At 46.8% G+C, this 889-nt stretch carries 2 protein-coding genes; both read left to right on the top strand.

Going from position 1 to position 889, the window contains the following annotated elements; genetic code table 11:
* Positions 1-605, top strand: a 605-nt coding sequence (locus A3735_RS02290) for a cobalt-precorrin-5B (C(1))-methyltransferase (protein ID WP_197485610.1), incomplete at its 5' end; no start/stop codon positions are given.
* A partial coding sequence (locus A3735_RS02295) for a precorrin-6A/cobalt-precorrin-6A reductase (RefSeq protein WP_197485611.1) occupies positions 602-889 on the top strand: 288 nt, incomplete at its 3' end. The genes A3735_RS02290 and A3735_RS02295, both read left to right, overlap by 4 nt.

Genomic DNA, 889 nt, shown 5'->3' on the forward strand with positions numbered 1-889 from the left:
TATCTATTTTGGGAACCACCGGAATAGTTAGGCCGTATTCTTGCGCCGCCTATATTGCATCTATCCATCAAGGTGTAGATGTAGCGGCTGCAAATGGTATCACGCACATTGCGGCTACCACAGGCAGCACCAGCGAAGAAGCGATTAAGACGCGATATGAACTCAACGATATGGGGTTGATTGAAATGGGTGATTTTGTGGGTGCGCTGCTAAAGCACTTGCGAAAAGTACCCACCTCAACATCGCCCATCAAAAAAGTCTCTATTTGTGGTGGGTTCGGAAAAATAAGCAAGCTGGCAAATGGCCACATGGATTTAAATAGCCGTTCTTCGTCCATTGATTTTGAGCAGCTTGCTCGAATCGCGAAAGCGCAGAAGGCAGACCAAAGCGTGCTCGATAAAATCCAAGAAGCGAATACAAGTATGCAGGTATTTCAGATTTGTCGCGATGCCGGGATACTGATTGGCGATGAATTATGTAAAGCAGCACTTAACGAAGCGCGTCGCGTATTGAGAACACTGCCTGATAATACAGTCACCTTGGAGGTGTATTCTGTTGATCGACAAGGCCAATTTATTGGTTTTGCCTCTGAGGAAAGCCCATGAAGATACCCTTGCTGGGCGGAACGGCAGATGCGCGAGTTTTTACGAAGCGCGCCTATGAAAAGGGTTTGTTTAATACTAACGATCATTCGCTTATTTATAGCGTGGCAGGCTTGGTTCGACAACCCGACGTACCCTGCGAAGTCATTTCCGGAGGCTTTACACAGTTCGGTGGTTTAAAGGCATATATTAGATCGGAAGGCATCGGTGCTGTGTTGGATATGACGCATCCATACGCAGCAAAAATGAGTTCAACGGCGATAGATGTATGTAACAGCTTGGCCTTG

It is taken from the genome of Oleiphilus sp. HI0061, from assembly GCF_001635675.1.